The 14,421-nt window shown below is 73.2% G+C and carries 15 protein-coding genes; 7 read left to right on the top strand and 8 right to left on the bottom strand.

Annotation, left to right across the window (positions count from 1 at the left end):
* Positions 1-21: 21 nt before the first annotated feature.
* On the bottom strand, positions 22-1,395 hold the full coding sequence (locus ACZ561_RS24560; protein WP_470998844.1) for an FAD-dependent oxidoreductase: 1,374 nt from the start codon (positions 1,393-1,395) through the stop codon (positions 22-24).
* A gap of 27 nt (positions 1,396-1,422) precedes the next feature.
* Positions 1,423-2,451 (bottom strand): DUF4349 domain-containing protein, encoded by a 1,029-nt coding sequence (locus ACZ561_RS24555; protein WP_470998842.1) that lies wholly within the window; start codon positions 2,449-2,451, stop codon positions 1,423-1,425.
* Positions 2,452-2,577: 126 nt separating this feature from the next.
* Here ACZ561_RS24555 and hemG point away from each other — a divergent pair, with 126 nt between their 5' ends.
* Together hemG and hemQ are read left to right on the top strand one after the other, a co-directional pair.
* Entirely contained in the window at positions 2,578-4,068 is a 1,491-nt protein-coding gene (gene hemG, locus ACZ561_RS24550; RefSeq protein WP_470998840.1) for a protoporphyrinogen oxidase, read from the top strand.
* Between the two features lie 17 nt (positions 4,069-4,085).
* Positions 4,086-4,799: a hydrogen peroxide-dependent heme synthase gene (gene hemQ / locus ACZ561_RS24545; RefSeq protein ID WP_329114673.1), complete on the top strand. Its 714-nt coding sequence runs from the start codon at positions 4,086-4,088 to the stop codon at positions 4,797-4,799.
* A gap of 5 nt (positions 4,800-4,804) precedes the next feature.
* Here hemQ and ACZ561_RS24540 read toward each other — a convergent pair whose 3' ends face one another.
* The 5 genes from ACZ561_RS24540 to ACZ561_RS24520 all read right to left on the bottom strand — a co-directional run bounded on the left by ACZ561_RS24540 (position 4,805) and on the right by ACZ561_RS24520 (position 10,912).
* Positions 4,805-6,454: an alpha/beta hydrolase gene (locus ACZ561_RS24540; protein ID WP_470999329.1), complete on the bottom strand. Its 1,650-nt coding sequence runs from the start codon at positions 6,452-6,454 to the stop codon at positions 4,805-4,807.
* A gap of 71 nt (positions 6,455-6,525) precedes the next feature.
* Positions 6,526-7,581 carry a TIGR04222 domain-containing membrane protein gene (locus ACZ561_RS24535; RefSeq protein ID WP_470998839.1) on the bottom strand — a complete coding sequence of 352 codons (1,056 nt, stop codon included), beginning with the start codon at positions 7,579-7,581 and terminating at the stop codon, positions 6,526-6,528.
* A complete protein-coding gene (locus tag ACZ561_RS24530) occupies positions 7,578-9,254 on the bottom strand; it encodes an MbnB/TglH/ChrH family RiPP precursor modification enzyme (RefSeq protein ID WP_470998838.1) in 1,677 nt (558 codons plus the stop codon). Before ACZ561_RS24530 ends, ACZ561_RS24535 begins: the two co-directional genes overlap by 4 nt.
* Before the next feature lie 95 nt (positions 9,255-9,349).
* Positions 9,350-10,105, bottom strand: coding sequence for a DUF4142 domain-containing protein (locus ACZ561_RS24525; protein WP_470998837.1), 756 nt, complete (start codon positions 10,103-10,105; stop codon positions 9,350-9,352).
* Between the two features lie 111 nt (positions 10,106-10,216).
* Complete coding sequence (locus ACZ561_RS24520) at positions 10,217-10,912, bottom strand: peptidyl-tRNA hydrolase (protein WP_470998836.1); 696 nt, start codon at positions 10,910-10,912, stop codon at positions 10,217-10,219.
* A gap of 71 nt (positions 10,913-10,983) precedes the next feature.
* Here ACZ561_RS24520 and ACZ561_RS24515 point away from each other — a divergent pair, with 71 nt between their 5' ends.
* Genes ACZ561_RS24515 through ACZ561_RS24495 form a run of 5 tightly spaced genes read left to right on the top strand, consistent with a single transcriptional unit; the run spans position 10,984 to position 13,513 of the window.
* Positions 10,984-11,658: an AIM24 family protein gene (locus ACZ561_RS24515; RefSeq protein WP_470998835.1), complete on the top strand. Its 675-nt coding sequence runs from the start codon at positions 10,984-10,986 to the stop codon at positions 11,656-11,658.
* Positions 11,655-12,485 carry an ABC transporter ATP-binding protein gene (locus ACZ561_RS24510; RefSeq protein WP_470999327.1) on the top strand — a complete coding sequence of 277 codons (831 nt, stop codon included), beginning with the start codon at positions 11,655-11,657 and terminating at the stop codon, positions 12,483-12,485. Before ACZ561_RS24515 ends, ACZ561_RS24510 begins: the two co-directional genes overlap by 4 nt.
* On the top strand, positions 12,482-13,132 hold the full coding sequence (locus tag ACZ561_RS24505) for an ABC transporter (RefSeq protein WP_470998834.1): 651 nt from the start codon (positions 12,482-12,484) through the stop codon (positions 13,130-13,132). Before ACZ561_RS24510 ends, ACZ561_RS24505 begins: the two co-directional genes overlap by 4 nt.
* A gap of 14 nt (positions 13,133-13,146) precedes the next feature.
* Positions 13,147-13,332: a hypothetical protein gene (locus ACZ561_RS24500; RefSeq protein WP_470998833.1), complete on the top strand. Its 186-nt coding sequence runs from the start codon at positions 13,147-13,149 to the stop codon at positions 13,330-13,332.
* Positions 13,333-13,336: 4 nt separating this feature from the next.
* The gene (locus ACZ561_RS24495; RefSeq protein ID WP_470998831.1) at positions 13,337-13,513 is read left to right on the top strand and encodes a hypothetical protein; all 177 of its coding nucleotides are present in this window, start codon (positions 13,337-13,339) and stop codon (positions 13,511-13,513) included.
* Here ACZ561_RS24495 and ACZ561_RS24490 read toward each other — a convergent pair.
* Positions 13,510-14,412: a polysaccharide deacetylase family protein gene (locus tag ACZ561_RS24490; protein WP_470998829.1), complete on the bottom strand. Its 903-nt coding sequence runs from the start codon at positions 14,410-14,412 to the stop codon at positions 13,510-13,512. The genes ACZ561_RS24495 and ACZ561_RS24490 overlap by 4 nt on opposite strands.
* Between the last annotated feature and the right edge of the window lie 9 nt (positions 14,413-14,421).

The following is a 14,421-nucleotide window of genomic DNA, read 5'->3' as shown; positions in this document are numbered from 1 at the left end:
GGCGCATCCGCGGGGCTCGGATCAGCCCGCCGCGCGCACCGCCGCCATCGCCTTGCGCGCCGCGATCAGCACCGGATCCCACACCGGCGAGAACGGCGGCGCGTACCCCAGGTCCAGGGCCGTCATCTGCTCCACGGTCATCCCGGCCGTCAACGCCACCGCCGCGATGTCCACCCGCTTCGCCGCGCCCTCACGGCCCACGATCTGCACCCCGAGCAGCCGGCCCGTACGCCGCTCCGCGAGCATCTTCACCGTCATCGGCGCCGCGCCCGGGTAGTAGCCCGCCCGGCTGGTCGACTCGATCGTCACCGTCACGTACCGCAGTCCGACCTCGCGGGCGTCCTTCTCCCGCAGACCGGTGCGCGCGATCTCCAGGTCGCACACCTTCGACACCGCCGTGCCGACCACACCCGGGAAGGTGGCGTAGCCGCCGCCCACGTTCGAGCCGATGACCTGCCCGTGCTTGTTGGCGTGCGTGCCCAGCGCGATGTGCCGCTCGCGGCCCGACACCAGGTCGAGCACCTCGACACAGTCGCCGCCCGCCCAGATGTTCTCGTGACCCCGCACCCGCATCGCGAGATCGGTGAGCAGACCGCCGTACGTCCCGAGCGGCAGCCCGGCCGCCCGCGCCAGGGTCGTCTCCGGGACCACGCCCGTCCCGAGGACCACCACGTCCGCCGGGTACTCGGCGTCCTCCGTCGCCACCGCCCGGACCCGGCCTTCCTCACCCGTGAGGATCTTCGTGACCGCCGATGAGCCGACCGTCCTGATGCCGAGACCGTCCATCGCGCGGTGGACCAGGCGCCCCATGTCGGGGTCGAGCGTCGCCATCGGCTGCTCGCCCCGGTTGAGCACCGTCACCTCGTAGCCCCGGTTCAGCAGGGCCTCGGCCATCTCCACGCCGATGTACCCGGCGCCCACGACCACCGCGCGCCGGCCCTCCGTACGCTCCAGCGAGTCGAGCAGCGCCTGTCCGTCGTCCAGCGTCTGCACCCCGTGCACCCCCGGGGCGTCGATCCCCGGCAGCGGCGGCCGCATCGGCCGGGCGCCGGTCGCGATCACCAGCTTGTCGAAGCCCGTCCACGCCTCCGTGCCCGACTCCAGGTCCCGGGTGCGCACCCGTTGCCCCGGCACGTCCACCTCGGTCACCTCGGTCCGCGTCCGCAGATCGATGTCGCGCGCCCGATGCTCCTCAGGAGTGCGCGCGATCAGCTCGTCGCGCTCCTCGACGTCGCCGCCGACCCAGTACGGGATGCCGCAGGCCGAGTACGAGGAGAAGTGACCGCGCTCGAAGGCGACGATCTCCAGCTCCCCGGGCGTCTTGAGCCTGCGTGCCTGCGATGCGGCGGACATACCCGCCGCATCGCCGCCGATGACCACCAGTCGTTCGCTCATACGAACACGCTACGTCGGCCCGGTGGTTCAGTCCGTGGATGTGTCAGGTCCCTGCGCCGGCGCCTTCGCGGATCCCGCCTGAGCCGGTGCCGCCTGAGCCGGAACCGGCTGCGCCGGTCCTGCCGGAGCCGGTCCCGCCGCTGCCGGTGCGCCGGTCGTGCGACGCCGCAGCCGTGGTCGGACGAGCATCCGCCACAGCAGGTACAGGGCGAGGGCCACCGCCAGCCACGGCGCGACCGCCGCCAGCACGATCACGACCCAGGCCAGCGCCGTCACCAGCGCGCTCCAGCCACCCGCGAGAGCGTCCAGGAAGCCCGGACGGTCCTCGGACTCCGACGCCTTCTCCGTCTCCTTCTCGGTGAGTTCGAGGGTGATCGTCGCCATCGTCGTTCGGTCCTTCAGCGAGGCCCGCTGAGCCAGCAGCGACTCCAGATCCGCCTGACGACGGCTCAGCTCACCCTCAAGGGTGACCACGTCGCTCAGTTTCTCCGCGCGGTTCATCAGCGCGCGCACCCGGTCGACGCTCGCCCGCTGGGTGGCGATCCGGCTCTCCACGTCCACCACCTGCTCGGTGACGTCCTTCGCGTCCGCCTTCCGGGACAGCAGCCGGCCGGTGCCCGCCAGCTCGCCGAGCACCGACGCGTACCGGTCCTGCGGCACCCGCAGCACGATCCGCGAGGTCATGTGCGTGCCGTCGATCCGCTCGGTCGACTCGTTGGCCACCTGGCCGCCCGCGCCCTCGGTGACCCGACGGGCGGTGGCCAACGCCTTGGACGCGTCCTCGACCTCCACACTCAGCTCGGCGGTACGGATCACGTGCTGCTGCCGGGGTACCCCGACGGGCTTCTCCGGGGTCGCCGGCGCCTTGTCCGAGCCACTGGCGCCGTCCGACGCGTAGCCCCGGTCCGCAGCGCCCTCGGCGCCCTCGGCAGGCCTCGCCGCGCTCAGCCCCTTGCTGTCGGCGCCGCTGTCCGCCGTCCCGCCGCAGCCGGTCAGCGCCAACGACACCGTCAGCAGCGCCACAGCCGCTCTTCGCGCTCCTCGCACTCCGCGCATGGGATCCCCCTGGGGTGATGGTGAGTGTTGCCGGTTCGACGTACCGGGAGGGGGCGCGGGTTGCCCCCGCGCGGTAGCGAAGCGGTCACGTTCCGGCCTCGGAACGGGTTTTGAGAGAGTGGAGCCATGAACGCGCACGTTGTCGTAGTCGGAGGCGGCATCGCCGGCCTCGCCGCCGCCCACCGGCTGCTGTCCGCCGGAGCACGGGTGACGCTGCTCGAAGGCGGCGACCGGGTCGGCGGCAAGCTGCTCGCCGGGGAGATCGCCGGCGCCCCCGTCGACCTCGGGGCCGAGTCGCTGCTCGCCCGCCGCCCCGAGGCGGTGGCGCTGGCCCGCGCCGTCGGCCTCGGCGACCGGCTCCGGCCGCCCGCGACGACCACCGCGTCCGTGTGGAGCCGCGGAACGCTGCGCCCGATGCCCAAGGGGCACGTCATGGGCGTCCCCGGCGACGCCGCGGCCCTCGCCGACCTCCTCTCCGAGGAGGGGCTGCGCCGGGTCGAGCGGGACCGGGAACTGCCCCCGGCCGAGATCGGCGAGGACATCGCCATCGGCGCGTACGTCGCCGACCGGATGGGCCACGAGGTCGTCGACCGGCTGGTCGAGCCGCTGCTCGGCGGGGTCTACGCCGGCGACGCCTACCGGATCTCGATGCGGGCCGCCGTCCCCGCCCTCTTCGCCGCGGCCCGTACCCACGCCACGCTCACCGAGGCCGTCCACGCCGTCCAGCGGGCGGGCGCCGCGACCCCGTCGGACGCGGCCGGCGCGGCCACCGGCCTCGGCGGTTCCGCCTTCATGGGCATCGAAGGCGGCATCGGCACCCTGCCCGACGCGGTCGCCACGGCGATCCGCGCCGCGGGCGGCGAGATCCTCACGCACGCCCCGGTGACCGAACTCCGCCGGATTCCGGCCGCGCCGGAATCCCCGGACACCCTCGGCGGACCCGGGCCCGCCACCCGGTGGCGCGTCGTCGCCGGGGGGCGGAGCATCGTCGCCGACGCGGTCGTCCTCGCCACACCCGCCTGGGCCGCCACCGAGCTGCTCGGCCACGAGGCGCCCCGGGCCGCCGGCGAGCTCGGAGCCGTCGAGTACGCCTCCATGGCCCTCGTCACCCTCGCCTTCCGCCGCTCCGACGTCCAGGGCCTGCCCGGGTCCGGGTTCCTCGTGCCGCCCGTCGACGGGCACACCATCAAGGCGTCCACCTTCTCCAGCCAGAAGTGGCAGTGGGTCTCCGACGCCGCCCCCGACCTCTTCGTGCTCCGCACCTCCGTCGGCCGCTACGGCGAGGAGGAGCAGATCCTCCGCGACGACGCCGACCTCGTCGAGGCCTCACTCAAGGACCTCGGCGCGGCCGCGGGGCTGACCGCCCGCCCCGTCGCGACCACCGTCACCCGCTGGACCGACGGCCTCCCGCAGTACCCCGTCGGCCACCTCGCCCGCATCGCCCGCGTCCGCGAGGCCGTCGCCGAGCTGCCCGGACTGCGCCTCGCCGGAGCCGTGTACGAGGGTGTCGGCATCCCCGCCTGCATCGCCTCGGGCCACCGCGCGGCCGACGAGATCGTGGACGAGATCATCGCCACGTCGGAAACCACCCACCCTGGTGCAGGGCACTGTCCGTGACGGGCGAGAATAGGCGTATGAGTGCGCCCGAAAAGATCCCGAACGCCGGTAAGAAGGCGAAGGACCTCAACGAGGTCATCCGCTACACCCTGTGGTCTGTGTTCAAGCTGCGCGACAACCTGCCCGAGGACCGCGCCGGCTACGCCGACGAGGTCCAGGAGCTGTTCGACCAGCTCGCCGCCAAGGACATCACCATCCGCGGCACGTACGACCTCTCCGGTCTGCGCGCCGACGCCGATGTCATGATCTGGTGGCACGCCGAGACGAGCGACGAGCTCCAGGACGCGTACAACCTCTTCCGCCGCACCAAGCTGGGCCGCGCCCTCGAGCCGGTCTGGTCGAACATGGCGCTGCACCGCCCCGCCGAGTTCAACAAGTCGCACATCCCGGCCTTCCTGGCCGACGAGACGCCCCGCGACTACGTGAGCGTCTACCCCTTCGTGCGCTCCTACGACTGGTACCTGCTGCCGGACGAGGACCGCCGCCGGATGCTCGCGGACCACGGCAAGATGGCCCGCGGCTACCCCGACGTGCGCGCCAACACGGTCGCCTCGTTCTCGCTCGGCGACTACGAGTGGATCCTCGCCTTCGAGGCCGACGAGCTGCACCGCATCGTCGACCTCATGCGCCACTTGCGCGCCTCCGAGGCGCGGATGCACGTCCGCGAGGAGGTCCCGTTCTACACCGGCCGCCGCCGCTCCGTGGCGGACCTGGTGGCAGGCCTGGCCTGACGGCCCTACGAACTCGGTGACGGCCCGGCGATCGGTCGGGCCGTCATCCCTTGACCCGGAAGATCAGACGGCGGACGGAGTTCCGCACGCCGCTCCAGCGACACCGGGTCCGGCTCCGGGTGCGGCGCGCATGACGCGCGCCGCACCGGCGTCCCTCCGGGCACGGCCCCGGTCAGGAGATAGGTCTCCAGGTACCCGTTGACGCAGGCGTTCGGGCCACCCCCGATGCCGTGCGTACCGGCGTCCCGCTCGGTCACCAGGGCGGACCCCCACAGCCTGCGCTGCAGTTCCAGCGCCCCCTCGTACGGCGTGGCCGCGTCGCGCTCGGCGGCCAGGATCAGCACCGGCGGCAGCACGCCCGGACCGGTCCGCACGTCCAGCGGCTTCTGCCGCGGCGCCTTCCAGTACGCGCACGGCAGGTTCAGCCACGCGTTGTCCCAGGTCTCGAACGGAGCGGTCTCCGCCAGCCGGGTGTTGTCCCGGTCCCAGACGGCGAAATCCTCCGGCCAGGGAGCGTCGTTGCACTCCACGGCCGTGTACACCGCCCTTCCGTTCCCGGCGTCCGACGTCTCCGGCGCCGGGGCGGCCTGCTCGATCAACGGCTTCGGATCGCCCTGCAGATACCGCGACAGCGCGGTGGCCCGCAGCGCCCAGAAACCGTCGTGGTAGCCCACGTCGAGCATCGCCGCGTGCAGCTGCCCCTGGCCGACCCTCCCGCCCGCCGGGCTCGCCGCGAGTTCGACGCGGACCTTCTCGTAACTCGCCTGGACCTCCCGCGCCGTGGTGCCGAGGCCGTACACCTCGTCGTGCTCGGCGACCCAGGTACGGAAGTCGGCCCAGCGGCGCTCGAACGCGGGCGACTGGTCGAGGTTGTTGACGTACCAGACCTGGTGCGGCGCCGGGTTGACGGGCGCGTCGAAGACCATCCGGCGCACCCGGTGCGGGAAGAGCGTCGCGTACAGCGCCCCGAAGTACGTGCCGTACGAGGCGCCCATGTACGTCAGCTTCGGCTCGCCGAGTGCCGCGCGCAGCACCTCCAGATCACGGGCGTTGTTCAGCGAGTGGTAGTGCCGCAGGGCCGTGCCCGTACGGGTGGCGCAGCCCTGGGCGTACGTCTTGGCGCGGGCGATCCGCTCCTGTTTGAAGACCTCCGAGGGGTGGGTGGGCGCCGGGGTGGGGCGCGTGGCACGGTCGGCGGGGTCCTGGCAGGACACGGGAGCCGAGCGGCCGACCCCGCGCGGGGCGTAGCCGACCAGGTCGTACGCGGCGGAGATCCGCTTCCAGGCGGGGAGTTCCGCGGTCAGCGGGAAGAACGTCGAGGAGGCGCCGGGGCCGCCGGGGTTGTAGACGAGCGCGCCCTGGCGGTCGGCGGCCGGGCCCGAGGCCTCGACCCGGCTCACGGTGAGCGGGATCGAGGCCCCGTCCGGGTCCGCGTAGTCGACGGGGACCCGGACGGTGCCGCACGTGATGTGCGGCGGCAGCTTCTCCTCCGCCGGGCAGGTGGTGAAGCGGATGCCCTCGGTCGCGGCGCGGCGGGCCGCGAGCAGGGTGCCGTGCACCTCGGAGGGCGGGGCGTCAAGGGCCCGGCCGGGCGGGGTGGCGAGGGAGGTCAGCACGAGCGAGCCGACGACTCCGGACAGCACGAGGGCTTTCACGCCGGTGATCGTCGGCACGCGGCGCGGGGCGTGTAAAGGACCTTCCGGGCGTGTCGCGAACAACAACCCGGTCAGCCGCTGGAACTGCTTCCGCAGCTGGAACCGCTGCTGCTGGAGCAGGAGCTGCCGCCGCCGCTGGAACTCCCACAACTGGATCCGCCACCGCTGGAGCTTCCGCAGCCGGTCCCGCCGCCACCACCGCCTCCGCTCGAGCAGGCGCTCGCGGAACAGCCACCGCCGCCGACGCCGCTGTCGGCCCCGCCTCCCGTTCCTCCGGAAGCGCCGCCGCAGCCGCCCGGACTGCCGGGCGTGCCCGCGCACCAGTGCAGCGCCGCGAGCGTGAACGCGTCCGTGGTGGCGCTGTTGGAGGAGTTGTGCGTCATGGGCGACCTGGGTATCCGGGCCGCCGCGATCAGCTGGGTCCGCAGTTCCGTGTCGGGTACGGCGCGCAGTCCGCGCAGCCCGACCTGGTGCGCGGCGTCGGGGAAGTAGGTATGGGCGGCCCGGTACTCGGCGGCGGCGCGGCGGCCGGCCAGGGTCGTCCGCCCGGCGTTGTACGCGCCGCAGACGAGGGAGCCGATGATGCCCGCGAAGAGGACGGGCGCCACCTTGAAGACGAACGGCACCTCGAAGGGTTCGCGTGCGACGCCCACGGACAGGGCGATCGAGACGATGAGCAGCGCGAACGAGCCGAAGCCCAGGGTGAGGCACCACCGCTTGCCGGTCAGCCGGTCCGCGGGGGTCACCATCATGCCGCGCGCGGCCAGGCCGTCGCCGATCTCCTGGACGGCGGGGCCGCGCATCACCGCGAGGCGCAGCTCGTGCAGGGCACCGCTGGGAGCGGTCGCGAGCCGCTCCAGGACCGCACGGCCGACATGGTCCCGGGCCCGCAGGTCGGGGCGGAGCACGACGACGAGGCCGGGACCGCCGACCCCGATCACTCCCTCGGCGTGCAGGGCCGCCAGGGCCGTGTCCACGACGCGGGGCGGGCCGCCGAGGAGGAAGGCGGCCTCGGCGAGGTCGTGGACGGAGCCGCCGCGGTCGGCACGGGCGGCGCGGAGGTGGGCGATGGTCATGCCGAGGGTGACGAGGACGCCGGCCCAGACGATCAGGGCGAGGAGGTTCATGCGGCCCTCTTTCCTACGAGCGTGGCGCGGACGGCGCGGATCAGTCGGGTCGCCCGGCGAGGCGGACGCGTGTCGGTGCGTTCCCGCCACCACCGGGTGAGCCGGCGCCGCGCGTCGGGGTCCTCGGGGCGGCCGGCGACGAGCAGGCTCTCGACGAAAGCGAGGGCGTCGCGGCGGTAGCCGCCGGACATGGGGCGGGTCCGGGCGTACGCGAAGAACGCGCGGCGGTAGCCGTCCCCGAGGATCTCCGGCAGCTCGGGCGCGATCTTGGCGATCACCTCGGCCCGCTTGCCGACGAGCGCCCGGCTCTGCACACCGAGCCGCCGCGTGTCGAACCCCTCGGGCGCGGGAGTCCCCGCGACGAGCGCGGACAACAGCGCAACCTGTGCCACGGCGACCCGGTCACGAGCCTGCTGCGGACGAGCCTCGACCGGCCGGGACAGGACCTGGCTGCTCTCCGCCCCGGGCGGGCCCGCCGCGTGGGGTGAACCCGGGGCGAGTGCCCGTACGCCGCCCTCGGCCGGCTGCGCCGGGGTGCCGGGCGGCTCGGCGACGGCATCACCGTGCTCGCGCGCGCCCGCTGTCCGCCGCGGCTGCGGCATCGGACCGCCGGAGACCCGCGCCCCCGCGCCGATGAGCAGCGGGCGCTCGATCCCGGAGGTCGCCGGAACGCTGCCCGCGACGGCCTCCACCCGGTCTGCGGGGAACCCTGTCCCGGCCTCGGCGGACGTCCTCCCCGCCTCGGCGGGCACGGTCCGGGTCTCTGCGGACGGTGCCCCCGCCCTGCCGACCGCCCCGGTCAACCGTTCCCGGATAGCCGTCAGTTCCGACGTCAGTTCCTCCGTGGGAGGGAAGTGGTCGTCCCGTTCCAGCAGGACGCCTGGTGGGGAGATCCTCGACGCCAGGTCCGAGAGGATGTCGAGGACCGGCTCGGGGACCGGGTGGGCGTGGGTGTCGTGCCAGACGCCGTCGCGTTCGAGGCCGCCCGCGACATGGACGTACGCGATCGCCTCGACCGGGAGTTCGGCGAGGGCCTTCGACGGGGACTCGCCGCGGTTGACGTGGTTGGTGTGGAGGTTCGCCACGTCGATCAGGAGCCGTACCCCCGTACGCTCCACCAGCTCCGCCAGGAACTGGCCCTCCGTCAGCTCCTCGCCGGGCCACGAGATCAGCGCCGCGATGTTCTCCAGCGCCAGCGGTACCGGGAGCGCGTCCTGCGCGATCCGGACGTTCTCGCACAGGACGTCCAGTGCGTCCCAGGTCCGCGGCACCGGCAGCAGGTGCCCCGCCTCCAGGAGGGGCGTCGCGGTCAGCGCGCCCCCGGCCCGTACGAACGCGATGTGCTCCGTCACCAGCGGCGCCCCCAGCGCCTCCGCCTTCGCGGCGAGCTCCGCCAGCCGCCCCGCGTCCGGCCGGTCCGCGCCGCCGAGGCCCAGCGAGACCCCGTGCGGCACGACCGTGACCCCGCGCGCCCGCAGCCGCTTCAGCGAGTCGGGGAGGTGGCCGGCACATACGTTCTCCGCGACGACCTCCACCCAGTCGATGCCGGGCAGCGCCTCCACCGCGTCCGCGATCTCCGGCCGCCAGCCGATGCCGATCCCGAGCGCCGGCTGGAGCGCGGAGTCGAGTCCTGTGCCGGGCGTCGTGCCGAGTGCCGTGCTGCGTTCCTTCATGTCCCCCTCCTTCGGTCCCCCAGCTGATGGCCCGGCCGGAGCCGTTCGAATCCAGTCGGAGGGACGTTCAGAGGTTGATTTGAGGTTCCGCGGCGCTACGGCATCGAGTGCGGCGTCACGATCCCCGCCTCCGGCACCGGACGCGAGGTGAACGACTGGTCCGTCCCCGACGGCACCACGGGCGTGGGCACCGCCGGCGAGGGCACGACCGGCGGACCGGTCGGCGGCGATGTCTTCCGGCCCGCCGCCTCGTTCGCCAGCGCGTCGTGGTCGACCATCCCGGTCGCCTCCAGCATGGTGATGTGGTCGAGCACCGTCTGGTTGGCGTCGCTCGCCAGCTGCCGGATCAGCGCGTTGCGCGTGGTGTGCCGGACCTCCGCGATCAGCGCGAACACCTTGCCGTGCGCGTTGCGCAGCAGGTTCGCGAACTTCCGCTCGTACTCCTCCCCGCGCGACGCCGTCAGCTCCCGCAGCCACCCCTGCTGCTGCTCTGTCGGCTGGTTCGGCAGCTCGACGCCGAGCTTGGCCGCCACGTCCCGGGCCCGTCGGTCCAGGTCCGTGTGGCCGACGACGAGGTGGTCGCCGCACTCCACCATGGCCCGGCTCGGGGCGCGCTCGATGGCCTGCTGGCCGGCCGGGAGCTCCCAGAGGCCGGCCAGCCTCACCTTGACCAGGAAGTCCCGGTCCGTGGCGGACAGCGGCCCCCACTGGGTGGCCACGCTCGACGCGTTCAGATTCGCCTGGCCGGTTCCGGAGCGGTCGGCATAGGACCAGACGGGGAAGGCGAGCGCGCCGACCGTGGCGACGAGCGCCGCGATGATGAGGACCGTCCCGTTGACGCGTAGCGACAAGGTGTCTCCCGTACGTTCGAAATTTCGGTCACCGCAGACTGAACCGGTAAGGACGCTTCCGTTCAACCCACTTGGCGGTATCGGGAGATACGTACTACGGGACGGGCGCGTTCAGTCGCCGTTCGAAACGAGCACGGGGAATTCGGACACGACCGTGCACGAACCGGGCGCGATCTCCGTGAATCCGGCGTCCCGCACCACCGGCAGGCCGCTCGTCGTCAGCTCCGCCCAGCGCGCCGGATCGGCCGTCCGCACCGCCAGCGGGAAGCCGGCCTCGCGCCATGCCTTGCGGTCCGCGTCCGACATCTCCCACCACGCCAACTGCGCCCCGTGCCCCGCCTGGGCCATCGCCTTGCCCGCGGACATGTCCAGATCGGGGTTGAGCCACAGCACCGCCGCCCCGGGCCGCGGCGCGCCGGGCACGGCCGGGTCCTCCAGGTCGGTGCCCGACACCTGGAGCTTGGCCAGCTCCTTGGGCCAGCCGTCCAGCGGGACCGGCGGGAACACCCGTACCTCCGCGGCCTCACCCGTCACCGTGATCCCCGGGAGCGTCTCCGCGCGCCGCCACTCCGCGCCTCGTGCCCGGCGCACGACCTTGCGGATCCGGGCGTCCTGCCAGTCCGTCATGGCCTGCGCCCACTCGCCGTCACCGTGCGCGCGCTCGTCGGCGAGGATCGTCAGGACGGCGCGAGCGGCCGTCTCCAGGGCGTCCGTACGGGCCGGGGGCTCGGCCTTCTCGATCCGCACCACCAGCGGGAGGACGAATTGGGGCTTCTCATCGCGGACATCGGTTTCGTTGCTGCTCACCCGGCAAGTCTGCCACCGCTCGCCGAGGCGCTTCTTGTAGGAATCGGAGGTTCCGGGACAGGATGCCCTTCATGAAGAGCGATCTTTTTGCCAGCGAACACCTTGCCGAGACCGCGACGTTCCCGGGGATGAGCCTGCAGAACGCCAAGTGCGTCAAGTACGCCGTCAACGGAGAGATGCAGGCGCGCCAGGGCTCGATGATCGCCTTCCGCGGCGACCTCCAGTTCGAGCGCAAGGGCCAGGGCATCGGCGGGATGCTCAAGCGCGCCGTCACCGGAGAGGGCCTGGCCCTGATGGCCGTCCGCGGCCAGGGCGAGGCCTGGTTCGCGCACGAGGCGCAGAACTGCTTCATCGTCGAGGTCGAGCAGAACGACGCGCTCACCGTGAACGGCCGCAACGTCCTCTGCTTCGACTCCACCCTCGGCTACGAGATCAAGACGGTGAAGGGTGCCGGCATGACCGGCGGCGGCCTCTTCAACAGCGTCTTCAGCGGCTACGGCAAGATCGCCCTGATGTGCGAGGGCACCCCGATCGTCATCCCCGTCACCGCGCAGGCCCCGGTGTGCGTCGACACCGACGCGGTCGTCGGCTGGAGCGAGCAGCTGCGCACCTCGCTGCACCGTTCCCAGTCCGTCGGCTCGATGATCCGCGGCGGCTCGGGCGAGGCGGTCCAGCTGAGGCTCGAGGGCGAGGGCTTCGTCATCGTCCGGCCCAGCGAGCTCACTCCTCAGAAGACCTCGAACTGAACCTGGAACGGGTGGGGCGCCGTTACGGCCTGCGCGGTCCGTGGGTGCTGCGCGAGGTCGGCCTCACCGTGCCCGCCGGCGCCCTCGTCCGGATCACCGGCACCAACGGCACCGGCAAGTCGACACTGCTCCGGCTCCTCGCGGGCATCGACGCGCCGACGGAGGGCCGGATCACCGGTCGGCCGCGGCGGACGGCGTACGTCCCCGAGCGCTTCCCGGTCGCACTGCCCTTCACCGCGCGCGGCTATCTGACCCACCTCGGGCGCGTCCAGGGATTCGGCCGGGCGGACGCGGCCGCGGGGGCGGGGGAGTGGCTGGAGCGGTTCGGCGCCGGGCCGTTCGCGGACACCCCGCTCGCCGAGCTCTCCAAGGGCAGCAGCCAGAAGGTCGCCGTCGCCCAGGCGCTGCTCGCCGCTCCGGACCTTCTGGTCCTCGACGAGGCCTGGACCGGCCTCGACACGGGCGCCCGCCATGAGCTGGACCGGGCCGTCCGCGAGCGGGTCGCGGAGGGCGGGACGGTCGTCTTCGTCGACCACGACCCGCGGCGGCTCGCGGGCGAGGCCGACGCCGAGTTCACGGTGGAGGAGGGGCGGGTTCGGTCCGGCCGTCCTCGACGCGACGACGACATGCGGACCCGCGTGCGCATCGTGGTCTCCGGCGGCCGCCCGCTCCCCGAGGGGCTGCCGGGTTCTCCCTCGTACGAACCCGGGTCCGACGGCACGACCGTGTACGCCGTCGACGCGGCGCACTCCGACGGACTGCTCCGGGCGCTGCTCGACGCCACCTGGCACATCCACGAGCTGAGCACCGAAGGCGTCCGGGTATGACCGCACTGCTGCGCTATCAGACCGACCTGCTGCTGCGCTCGCAGCGCTGGCTCGCACCCCTGCTCCTGTACGCGGTGTTCCTCGGCGTCGGTGTGCAGACCGGGGAGCCCGTGCTCGGCGCCCTCGGCTACGCGGCTGCCGCGCTGCTCCCCGTCACGGCCTGGGCGGTGCGCATCTGCCTCACCCAGGAACCGTCCGCCGCGCGGAACGTCGTGGCCGCCGCGGCCGGACGGGGACGCGCGCACCTCGCTGCGGTCCTGGCCGCCGTGGCCTGCGCGGCGCTCCTCGGCGTCGTCGCCGTCGTCGGGGTGACGGCGGTGAGCGACCTCCGCCGCGTCGACCCGTTCGAGGCCGGGACCTCGGGCCTGCTCGCGACCGCGGTCTGTGTCCTGACGGGCGCCGCCGTCGGCGCCCTCACCACCCGGCCGCTCGTCCGATCCCGTGGCTGGTCGCTCGCGGCGCTCGTCCTCGGCTCGCTCCTCGCGCTCGTGACGACCGGCTCACCGGCGCAGTACGCGGTGCAGGGCCTGATCACCGGCTCCCGCACCGCGACCGTCACGATGCCCTGGCTCGCCCTGGTGGGCGCCCTGCTCCTCGCCGGTGCGGCGGCGGCCGTGAGCATCAGGGCCACGGCCTGGCGGGAGTGAGTACCCTCGCACGCATGGAGGAGGACACGTCGTACTGCGAGCCCACCGAGGTGACGGCGGTGACGACGCCCGCCGAAGGACCGTACGCCGAGTGCGTGTTGTGCCGGAAGCCGACCGAGTACCCGGAGTCGACCCGGGGGATCACCCTCTGCCCGGTCTGCGAATGGCACGAAGGCCAGCGAACGGCCTGCTCCGGATAGGCTGATGACGCGACGTCACATGTGCCACACGGTCGCGGCGAAGGCGGCCGACCGGCTGGGTGACCCGGAATGGCTGGCTACGGCGGTCACCCGACTGGCGACGTTGCGCCCGGCGTGGGGCGTCACGGCGAACCGGCGGGCCGCGGAGGTCATCGCGGACCCCCATGACGTCGCTGCCTAGGACGCCCGCTCCGCCATCAGCTCCGAGACCTTGACGAAGCGGTAGCCCCTGGCCCGCAGCTCCGGCACGATCCGGCGGATCGCCTGCTCCGTGACCGGGGCGGCGCTGCGCGTGCAGTGCATGACCACGAGCGAGCCGGGCTGTACGCCGTCCAGGACCTGCCGGGCGACCGCGTCGCCGTCCTTGGCGAAGGCGTCACCGCTCACCACGTCCCACTGCACCGCCGTGACCTCGGCGGGGGCGAGCGCGCGCAGGGCGTCGTCGTCGTAGCAGCCGCCGGGGAAGCGGAAGTACGGCACCACATTGCGCGCCCCGGCCTCGCGGAACGCCTCGAAGGCACGCCGTACGTCCTTGGCCATGTCCTGCTTCGCCACCGTCGGCAGTCCGTAGCAGGGCGAGGCGAAGGCGTAGTGGCTGTACGAGTGGTTGGCGATCTCGAAGCGGGGATCGGTGCCGATGGAGCGCGCCTGGTCCGGGTACTCCTCGGCCCAGCGGCCGGTCATGAAGATCGTCGAGTCCACCTCGAGCCGCCGCAGCGTCGCGATCAGCGCCGGGTTGTCGAAGCGTTCCCCGTCTGCCGCACGCGGCCCCTGGTCGGCCGTCATGTCGGCGTCGAAGGTCAGCGCGACGACCTTGTTCCTGATCCCGTTCTTGCCCTTGGGGGCCCGCTCGAACACCGGAGTGAGCCCCTCCGGGCCGGGCGCCATGGTGGGGGGCGCCTTGCGCACCGTCGCCGGGCCGGCCGCGGCGCTCGCGCTCGGCGCCTTGCCCACCGGCGTGCTCGGCGTGGTGGACGGGGCGTCAGTCACCGTCGCCGTGTCGGCCGTGCCCCCGCCACAGCCGACAAGAACGGCGCCCAGCAGAGCGAGCGCCGACATTCTTCGTACAAAAATGGTCATCCACGGAAA

Source organism: Streptomyces sp. NPDC039609 (assembly GCF_055596705.1).
The sequence above is the reverse complement of the archived record's forward strand: the minus strand, read 5'-3'. Positions and strand labels throughout refer to the sequence as shown.

Excerpts from the sequence above, each read along its gene's own strand:
- ACZ561_RS24530 (WP_470998838.1), bottom strand. The coding sequence starts at position 9,254 with ATGAAGGAACGCAGCACGGCACTCGGCACGACGCCCGGCACAGGACTC.
- ACZ561_RS24495 (WP_470998831.1), top strand. The coding sequence starts at position 13,337 with ATGACGCGACGTCACATGTGCCACACGGTCGCGGCGAAGGCGGCCGAC.
- hemG (WP_470998840.1), top strand. The coding sequence starts at position 2,578 with ATGAACGCGCACGTTGTCGTAGTCGGAGGCGGCATCGCCGGCCTCGCC.
- hemQ (WP_329114673.1), top strand. The coding sequence starts at position 4,086 with ATGAGTGCGCCCGAAAAGATCCCGAACGCCGGTAAGAAGGCGAAGGAC.
- ACZ561_RS24515 (WP_470998835.1), top strand. The coding sequence starts at position 10,984 with ATGAAGAGCGATCTTTTTGCCAGCGAACACCTTGCCGAGACCGCGACG.
- ACZ561_RS24490 (WP_470998829.1), bottom strand. The coding sequence starts at position 14,412 with ATGACCATTTTTGTACGAAGAATGTCGGCGCTCGCTCTGCTGGGCGCC.
- ACZ561_RS24560 (WP_470998844.1), bottom strand. The coding sequence starts at position 1,395 with ATGAGCGAACGACTGGTGGTCATCGGCGGCGATGCGGCGGGTATGTCC.
- ACZ561_RS24555 (WP_470998842.1), bottom strand. The coding sequence starts at position 2,451 with ATGCGCGGAGTGCGAGGAGCGCGAAGAGCGGCTGTGGCGCTGCTGACG.
- ACZ561_RS24535 (WP_470998839.1), bottom strand. The coding sequence starts at position 7,581 with ATGAACCTCCTCGCCCTGATCGTCTGGGCCGGCGTCCTCGTCACCCTC.
- ACZ561_RS24500 (WP_470998833.1), top strand. The coding sequence starts at position 13,147 with ATGGAGGAGGACACGTCGTACTGCGAGCCCACCGAGGTGACGGCGGTG.
- ACZ561_RS24505 (WP_470998834.1), top strand. The coding sequence starts at position 12,482 with ATGACCGCACTGCTGCGCTATCAGACCGACCTGCTGCTGCGCTCGCAG.